The organism is Pseudanabaena sp. 'Roaring Creek', assembly GCF_001402795.1.
Lineage (GTDB): Bacteria > Cyanobacteriota > Cyanobacteriia > Pseudanabaenales > Pseudanabaenaceae > Pseudanabaena.
The window spans coordinates 1-9,093 of record NZ_LIRE01000664.1; the positions used below are offsets into that span (position 1 = coordinate 1).

A 9,093-nucleotide genomic window follows, 5' to 3' on the forward strand; every position below is an offset into this window, starting at 1 on the left:
TTTTGGGAATTGAAAACCAAACCCAGTAAGGGTTTTAAAATCACAAAATGGCTACGCCGTTTTGTGATTTGGTATAACTGAATAAATAACGTTAAAAGTAGTTACAAACGTCCGAGAATAATTAAAAAATAAAGTTAAAGCCTGTAGCGAACGTACTACTTTCTCCACGAGCTTTTAGATTTTATATTTAAAAATTTAGCTAAACGATCGCTATTAAGTTTGACATTCTTTTAAATAATGGGTAATTTTGAATAATCTCTAAATATTGGTCTTGAACGCCTCACAACCGTCTCAATCTTTCGGGATTAAGCTATTTAAAATTCAGTTGTGTTGGCTTAATTCCCCGACCAAAAAGTTAGAGAAAATTTTTAAAGTAAGGAGAACTTTATGACTATAGAAAGCATTCTAACAACCTATAAAATACCCGTTCTTTTATTAATATTTTTATCGCCTTGGATTGCTTACTATATTTGTTTAGTTGTTCCTGGAACTAAAGAAGAACCCTATGTATTAAGCGTGAATTTGAGCCTGTCTGCATTGGTGTCTATTGTGTTTGCAGGCTATATAGCCTACGCGAGCAATACTGGCGGGTGGGGGAAGATAGGAAAAGAAGCCGATATTCTGTTACTCGCATCTGCCCCGTATCATGTAATTTCTTCGATCGTTCTTGCCAAAAAAAGAATGCCCTTGAGTCAGATTCCAGCCTTCAAATTAATCCAAGGTTTGGTTTTAATGTCCCTCGTATTCATGTTTATATCTTGGCTCTCTAGTAGGATTCATTTGTACTTTTTCTCGTACTTGCCCTTTAGTTATTTTTTAATGATTTTGGCAGTAGCCCTATTGTTAGGATACGTAGGTTACACCAAGGTTTTTGGTGAAGATTAGTAGTAGGTAACCTAGTATCAAAATAGACATTGAAAACTAATAACTAGCGTTGCGGTGCTCCGCGCCACAACGTCTAATCTTTCACTGGGAAGGGAATAGCACAAATGTTATGGTTTTTATTGCGAATTTTTAGTACGAATATCTAAATCCAAGCTATTGAAGCACAATCACCTAAATATCAGTACAAATTTAATGCCTCAAATCTAGAAGCTTAATGTCATAATGAGGCAGATGTATTAGACAAACTAAACCTCGAACGGCAATGGCACCGAAAAACTCCTCTGCGACGGCAAATAGTCAAGTTGATAAGGCTACACCGATCGCCCAAACAGCAAAAGCTAGCATCAGCCCTGAGAAAAAGAAGGCTCTTGATGCGATCATGCAAAAGATCGAAAAAGATCATGGTAAAGGCTCGATCATGCGTCTGGGCGATGCAACTAATATGCGAGTCGAGACCATTCCTAGCGGCGCATTACCTCTCGACCTTGCCCTTGGTGGCGGATTGCCCAAGGGAAGGGTGATCGAAGTGTACGGGCCAGAAAGCTCAGGTAAAACTACCCTTGTACTACATGCGATCGCAGAAGTGCAAAAGCGCGGCGGCGTGGCGGCTTTCGTTGATGCCGAACATGCCCTCGATCCTACCTATGCTGCTAGTGTAGGCGTTGATATTAATAACTTGCTCATATCCCAGCCCGATTCAGGGGAAATGGCTTTAGAAATTGTCGATAATCTCGTTCGGTCGATGGCAGTAGATATCATTGCGATCGACTCGGTTGCCGCACTCGTCCCTCGCGCTGAAATCGAAGGCGAAATGGGTGCTTCCCACGTAGGTTTGCAAGCACGCTTGATGAGTCAAGCCCTCCGCAAAATCACCGCCAATGTTGGCAGATCAAACTGTATTGTTATTTTCTTAAACCAATTGCGTCAAAAAATTGGCGTATCCTACGGCAGTCCCGAAACGACTACAGGGGGTACAGCTCTGAAGTTCTATGCTTCAGTCCGTCTCGATATTCGGCGCATCCAAACCTTGAAAAAAGGTACGGAAGAATATGGCATTCGCGCCAAAGTCAAGGTTGCCAAAAATAAAGTTGCCCCACCTTTCCGTATTGCTGAATTTGATATTATCTTTGGTAAAGGTATCTCTACGGTAGGCTGTCTTGTCGATCTGGCGGAAGAAATGAGTATCATCGTTCGTAAAGGGGCATGGTACAGCTACCAAGGCGACAATATCGGGCAGGGACGCGACAATACGATCAAATATATGGAAGATAAACCCGAATTTGCTCAAGATGTCGAACGACAAGTCCGCGAAAAACTATCCGCAGGGGTGGCTGTTTCGGCAACGAAAGTCGTCCCCGAAGAAATTGAACCTGAGGATGACGATATTCTTCCCGATGATTTTTAATTTTTAAAAGCCCAAGAGTAAAATCCTTGCTAGGCAAGGATTTTACTCTTGGGCTTTGAGAGAGGGTTTGCGTAGCAAACCCTCTCTCAAAGCCCATTTCAAATTATCCCGAACTCACATTAATAAAGAGAATGGCGGCGCGAAGCGCCGCCATTCTCTTTATTAATGTAATAAATCAAAAAACTAACATCTCCCGAATTAGCCACTTATTATCTTTTTTCACTAAATCGTACTCTACGGTGTAGCTCGCATCGTCCTTGGAAGCACTGCGATCAAGTTCGCCATTATTAAAATAGTTGCGGGACTCGGAAATTTTGGCTACCACCTTCGCTTTGCTATCGCCATCAGGAACAACTTTATCCACATCGCTAGACTTAGTTTGGTACTGCAAGTAGGAATTACTGGATTTTAGTTCTTTCGCACGCCCTTTCCAATCGCTCAGGGCAGGGTCAACCAAAATTTCCTCTAGGAGATTGTCTTCATAACCTTTACCAAGAGCCTTAGATTTAGTTGCTTGCCATGTTTCGATGACTTTGGTGGCTGTTTCTTTATCTAGCGGACCTGGTTGAGCGACTGGGGCAGCATTGTTATCTTTAATCGATTGCACTAATGTTGCGATCGGTTTTTCGAGGGTGATGCTCTCTAGGCGGGGTACACCACTTAAGGAGCGAATTGCCCAAACTAATAACGAAATAAATCCCGCTAGGAGCGCGATCGCAAGAACGATGACGACGATCAAACGTCCGACATTAAACCTACTGCGCTTAGGCGGAGCTAGGGGACTTTGCGCTTGCACAGGTCGCTTGATTTCCCGCACGGGTTCATTAACAGTTCTGGCGGAAGTTCTGGGTGGTGGGACATTGCCAAGACGACGCGTACTCGATAGATCCCTATTGCCAGTGCCATTGGCACTATAGGAAGGTCGCTCGATTACAGGCGCTACCGAACGTTGAAAACGATTAGGTGTTTCAGGAGCATAGGTGGAGAGTTTTGGCTCTGGACTGGAAATCGCAGGGTTTGGCTCGAAACTACGTCCGCTACTGGGGACATTTTCTAGTGAAGATAACAATCCTAGGCGATCGCCACCCACAGGAGAAGTCCATTCCGAAGAGAGCGCACCAGTATTGGGCAATTCCTCTAGATAGGCTTGAACCTGTTCGTCAGCAAAATAATCTTTGAGCGAGACGATCTGGCTCATTAAGTCGCGGAAATGGGGATATACCTCTTCTTGCATCCAACGTTCGCTATAAAGACAGAGTCCTGGCAAGAGATCGGGAGCACCCTCAGAGTTTTGACGGATAAAAGCGATTTGTTCGTGTTCGCTACTATTGTCGATCGCCGCACTTGCCTCTTCCGTCTGACCGAGCAACAACGCACAGACTGCTTTTTCTAAATAAATATCTTGCTTGGCACTGAGTTTAACGAGTAAACCCTTCGCACGACGGATTAGGGCAGGCTGCCTCTGGGAGAATCCACGGGCAATTAGGGCATATACAGCGAGATAGGTGGCTACGGTTGAGGGACGACGCGCTTCTTCTTCAAACAATGTTTGTTGCTCGATCGCGGTCATGTAGCTGCGCAATTGCTGGATAAACCGCAAAAAATCATCAATACCCAAGCTGGAATAGTCGTTCCCCGAACCGTCAATGCCGCGCCTTGCATCCAACATCTCCTGCAAAAGGGACATTCCTTTACGATGTTCGTTGGTGTGATTGTCAGGAGTTGCTAACAATTCGAGAATGCGATAGGGGCGGAGGCGGAATAAATCGGCTTGGATCTCGCTGCGAATACTTAGAAATAAACCTTCACGCAATAGGATTTCTTGGGCAGCTTCTAGGGAGGAAGCCGCCGCCTCATATTGACCTTGTTTCCAGTATTCACGACCTAGATCTAGGTAAGACAGCGATACGGAGAGCAGTAGATCGGGATCATGGGGGGAAATTCTTGCCGACTGATGCTCAGCTTCTTCAGGATCGTAATAGGGTCTGGCGAGGGATAAGACTTTCTCGGATTCGCCGAGTTCGTACAAAATCAATAATAGCCCCGCAAAGTCCTTTTCATCGGCTTCAATTTGAGGCGGTAAGGTTAAAGGTCGATCGCTCTCTACTTCGAGGGACTCATTGGCATTTGCGCCTTCAAGGCGATCGCGGTCTATCAGGGTTTCGTAGGCTTTATCGATAATGCGTTTGCGAGAGGCGATCGCGGCATCAGAATATTCGCGCCTCGGCATGGAGAGCAGGCGATCGCGGTGGGCTTGATGGATCTTGTCTAGCCCTGACAGATGTGTCAAACCAAGAATGCGGTAACAGTCTAGGGGAACTCTCACTTTGCTTTTCTACCCAAAACTTCAATTGGAAATGCCGATCTAAATGCCGATAATGCCAACTTGTTTGCCTCTCAAAAAAAAGATGCTCCGTATCTCACGCAATGAAATCATTTAAAAACATTGAATTAAATGTGTTCGCTAAAGCGACTACATTAAACGCCCGAATTATACACTAAGTTCAAGAAATAAAACCAAGAAACCATCAGGCAAAGATGGAAATTCTTGGATGATTTATTGGTTTTAAGCATCAAGGGCGATCGCTTTATCGATGGCTAATTTTTCATTTAGACGAGTTTGATAAGCCTGCAATTCTTTAGTTTTGATACCACTAATAATACAAAAGCTATCAACGTCCATGCCCCTTGCCAGCATTTCAATACACCAAGTATGGCGAGCTTGATCGAGGGTTAGGGGCGAACCATCGAGATTGCGATAGGGTTGTGTCCAACGCTCCCATAGCTGTTCGACCTCTTCTAAGGAAAGTGGTTGGCGATCGCTACTGAGAAAAATTAACTCCGTATCGTGATTCGCCTTGGCATCTTTAAGATCCTTTTGAAGATCCTTTTGAAGATCCTTTTGACGAACCTTGAGATAGGCACTGAGAGGATTATTGGTTGCGGAGCCGTAGCGATGACCGAGGATTTTTTGATTGAGTGGTACTAAGCGTCCGTTAATATTGGGCTCCTGAGATGCTTGCGTGCGCAAAAGTCCGTGATTAGCTTGGATTTGATAGTCTTGGAGGCGCAAATTAGTTAAATTTTGGGCGGTCATCCCCGCACCAAATAATAAATAGGCGATCGCATAGTCCCTAGGACTACATTTTTTGGCTTGGAGGATAATGTCGCGGACTGTCTCCGCAGGAATATCGATAATAGGTCTGGCTTGGGTGGTAGGGATTACCTCTTGGACAAACATATCCACAAGGGTACTCACAAATTCATCGCGATCGCGCCAAACCGCCTGCACGTCACTGGTTAAAGTGATGACAGCGTAGCCTAAAATACAGGTGTTTAATAAGTTAGCGAGTTTAATCGGGGGCAGAGAATATTGCAGCCGCGAATTAACCAACACATCATTGATGGCGGTAGCGATCGTCTTATTAACCTGATTAATACCTTGGGCAAGCGCCTGCCGACTTTCGATCGGATATTGTCCCGCCTCACCAACAAGCGATCGTACCAATTCAGGCACGCTTTCGAGTGCCCTTAACGAACTTTGAATGTAGTACTTGAGAAATCTCCGTAGATCGTTCTGACTAGAGATATCGGACACCATGAGCGACTCTCCTACTTGAGCCAACACCAGATATTTTTGCAGACATTCTTGCAGAACAGCTAGCAATAAACCATGTTTATTCCCAAAATGCCGAAATAAAGTTACCTCATTAACCTGAGCGGAATCAGCGATTTGGCGAGTAGTCGTCTCGGTTATTCCCTTACTAGCAAACAACTCTAGCGCCGTGTTCACTATGCGTTGACGAGTAGGAATACGAGATACAGACATGAGAGCATGTACCATTAAAATGATTTGCAAGTGATACTTGCATTATTACGGAGATTGCAGTTAGACTTAATATATAATTGTAAGTGATACTTGCATCTCCTCACCACCCCTTAAGTTGTTATTTCATGACCGCCACTACTGAAGCCATCTCAACTGAACTGAAACTGAACTGGACAAATGTCGCTTTTTTCAGTGCCTTTCATCTCGCGGCTCTTGCTGCACCCTTTTATTTTTCATGGCAAGCTGTAATCCTCACCGTGTTTTTACATTGGTTGTTTGGCAGCATCGGCATCACCTTAGGATATCATCGCTTGCTTAGCCATCGGAGCTTTCAAGTACCCCAGTGGTTGGAATACATCATTGCCACAATTGGAGCCTTAGCATTACAGGGCGGTCCAGTATTTTGGGTGGGTGGACATCGTCAGCATCACGGTTTTACAGAAGACAATCAAAAGGATCCTTATTCGGCAAATAAAGGATTTTGGTGGAGCCACATGATGTGGATTATGTACTCCAAGCCCGAACATTTTCAGCGTTCCAATTACTGCAAATTTGCCCCCGATCTCGCTAACGATCCTTACTACAAGTTTTTAGATGTTTATTTTCTGATGTTGCAAGTCCCCCTTGCAGCTCTGATATACATCATTGGGGAAAAATGTTTTTCAGGTCTTGGCATGTCCTTTTTAGTTTATGGCGTAGCCGTGCGCTCCGTGGCTCTTTGGCATAGTACATGGCTGATTAACTCTGCTTGTCATAAATGGGGTTACAAAAACTTTACGGAGAATCCAGATCACTCTACAAACCTCTGGTGGGCTGCAATTTTAACCTATGGGGAAGGCTGGCATAATAACCACCATGCTTTTCCTAAGTCGGCAAGATCTGGGCTGAAATGGTGGGAAATCGATCCAACTTGGGGCGTAATCAATCTCTTACAATCAGTTGGTTTAGCGAAGAAGGTGTATTTGTCAGAACCTTGGCAAGCTAAGTAATACTAAATCCAAAAAACTAAATTCAAAAAATGCAATTCAAAAAATAGCCAAAAAATAGCCAAAAAATAGCATTGCCATTTTTTGAATCTCCAAACCTTACGGGATTTGTTTTTTAATTGACTGATTTTAATTGACTGGTTATAGGAATTGCCTGAAGTGTTGGCTCACTTCAGGCAATTCCTATAACCAAATTGCTATAACCAGTCAATTGCTAAGTAGCTAGGCATAAGTAAACTTAAAACCTAGAAGAGCGTACCGCCCGCATAGCGGGCAGTACGCTCTCTGGTTTTGGTTTTTAATTATGCTTAACTGCTTATCACAGAGAAAGATCGCTAAATGCCCTTTCTCTGTTTTTAATGTATCTATTGCTATAGCAATAACAGATACATTGGGACGATCGCCAATATGTCAGCCTTATGGGAAATAGGTTAATCAATGCGGGAAAGCAAGCATATGGATCATCGCCACATTCGCTTTAGCGATCGCCAAGAAGAGGTCGATTTAGAGCAATTACAGAAACTATTGCGAGTTGGAACATTTTGGGCTACGGAAAGGACTCAAGCGGGTCTGGCGATCGCTCTTGCTAACTCTAAGCCAGTGGTAACTGTATGGGATGGCGATCGGCTGATTGGACATGCAAGAGCCACCAGTGATGGTATTTATCGGGCAACAATTTTTGATGTGGTGATCCATCCCGATTATCGCGGCTCTGGTTTGGGGCGTAAATTGGTGCAAACGGTGTTAGCGCATCCGCATATTTGTAATGTCGAGCGAGTTTATCTGATGACTACCAATCAACAAAAGTTTTACGAACAGATTGGCTTCCAACAAAATTCTTCAACCACATTAGTGTTATTTAATAATGCTCTAGATAACTCCATAGACATTGCCCTAGATGGCGATCGACCAATGGTAACTGAACTCAGTCAAGTTAAGATGTAAGTCAATTTTAGATTTATAGACAACCGACGAACCTCTCTATTCTTTACTATAGATACTATAGATCTATTAGTAGATCTACTAGACCCACAATAGTATTTGCAAATACCGTCAAGATTTACAAACCATGTAAAGATGTGTATCAAAGTAAGACTAGAAAATGCATATTAATTTCCTTCTAATTTCTTTATAATCCCATTTATTTTTGGTGGGAGCCAATGACCGAAACCCTATCTCAAAGCCAGAAAAGAACAAGGAGCGAGTTTGAACGCCAGTTACACCGCCTAGAACAAGATTCCTTAAGAATGGGAGCACTTGTAGAAAATTCTTTTCTTCTTGCCCATGCCGCACTATTTGAACGCGATCTTGAATCAGCTACCCGTATTGACGCTCAAGATCGCCAAATCGATCAAATCTATCGTCAAATTGAAACTGATTGTATTGAGCTAATTACCCTCCAGTCGCCAGTTGCTCGTGACATCAGATTGCTTAGTGCCGTAATGCAACTCATCCGCGATATCGAACGAATTGGCGACTATGCCGAAAATCTAGGCGAAATAGCGATTAAGCTTTTTCCCTATCCGCCATCTCCTTACCTTGGTGAGTTAGAGGTCATGTCTAACCGCTGTCGCGCTATGCTTGCCATGAGCTTAGAAGCCCTCGCCAACTTAGATGAAAATATTGGCTTACAAATCAAGGCTAAAGATGATGCCGTTGATTATGACTATCACCATATATACAATCTGCTCGCTCACCAAAAATGTTTTGGCGAACAAACAGAGCCCGTAATGCTGATGGTGTTAGCCATTCATCATTTAGAACGCATGGCAGACCATGCTACGAATGTGGGGCTAAGGGTTGCCTATATTGTCACAGGTAAACTTGGTTAATTTAATTAAGTAGTTCGGCATAATTAAAAACCAAAACCAGAGAGCATACCGCCCGCTGCGCGGGCGGTATGCTCTTCTAGGTTTTAAGTTTCCCAAAGAATAGGCGTTATAAAGTGAATAATTAGGCTTGCGCGGCTTTGCCGCGCAAGCCTAATT

General features: G+C 43.7%; 7 protein-coding genes. 5 read left to right on the forward strand and 2 right to left on the reverse strand.

Annotation, left to right across the window (positions count from 1 at the left end; translation table 11 throughout):
• The first annotated feature begins 387 nt into the window (after positions 1–387).
• Positions 388–885 carry a hypothetical protein gene (locus tag AC805_RS17895; RefSeq protein WP_055076644.1) on the forward strand — a complete coding sequence of 166 codons (498 nt, stop codon included), beginning with the start codon at positions 388–390 and terminating at the stop codon, positions 883–885.
• A gap of 262 nt (positions 886–1,147) precedes the next feature.
• Positions 1,148–2,290, forward strand: a complete 1,143-nt coding sequence (gene recA / locus AC805_RS17900; protein WP_072143667.1) for a recombinase RecA — start codon at positions 1,148–1,150, stop codon at positions 2,288–2,290.
• Positions 2,291–2,465: 175 nt separating this feature from the next.
• Here the strand turns inward: recA and AC805_RS17905 are convergent, their stop codons facing one another.
• Complete coding sequence (locus AC805_RS17905; protein ID WP_055076645.1) at positions 2,466–4,616, reverse strand: ARC6/PARC6 family protein; 2,151 nt, start codon at positions 4,614–4,616, stop codon at positions 2,466–2,468.
• A gap of 240 nt (positions 4,617–4,856) precedes the next feature.
• Entirely contained in the window at positions 4,857–6,119 is a 1,263-nt protein-coding gene (locus AC805_RS17910) for a TetR family transcriptional regulator (RefSeq protein ID WP_055076646.1), read from the reverse strand.
• Positions 6,120–6,244: 125 nt separating this feature from the next.
• Here AC805_RS17910 and AC805_RS17915 point away from each other — a divergent pair, with 125 nt between their 5' ends.
• From AC805_RS17915 to phoU, 3 genes are all read left to right on the forward strand, one after another.
• On the forward strand, positions 6,245–7,108 hold the full coding sequence (locus tag AC805_RS17915) for a fatty acid desaturase (protein WP_055076647.1): 864 nt from the start codon (positions 6,245–6,247) through the stop codon (positions 7,106–7,108).
• 453 nt (positions 7,109–7,561) lie between these two features.
• Positions 7,562–8,050: a GNAT family N-acetyltransferase gene (locus AC805_RS17920; RefSeq protein ID WP_055076650.1), complete on the forward strand. Its 489-nt coding sequence runs from the start codon at positions 7,562–7,564 to the stop codon at positions 8,048–8,050.
• Positions 8,051–8,265: 215 nt separating this feature from the next.
• Positions 8,266–8,937, forward strand: a complete 672-nt coding sequence (gene phoU / locus AC805_RS17925; RefSeq protein ID WP_055076648.1) for a phosphate signaling complex protein PhoU — start codon at positions 8,266–8,268, stop codon at positions 8,935–8,937.
• The last annotated feature ends 156 nt before the right edge of the window (positions 8,938–9,093 follow it).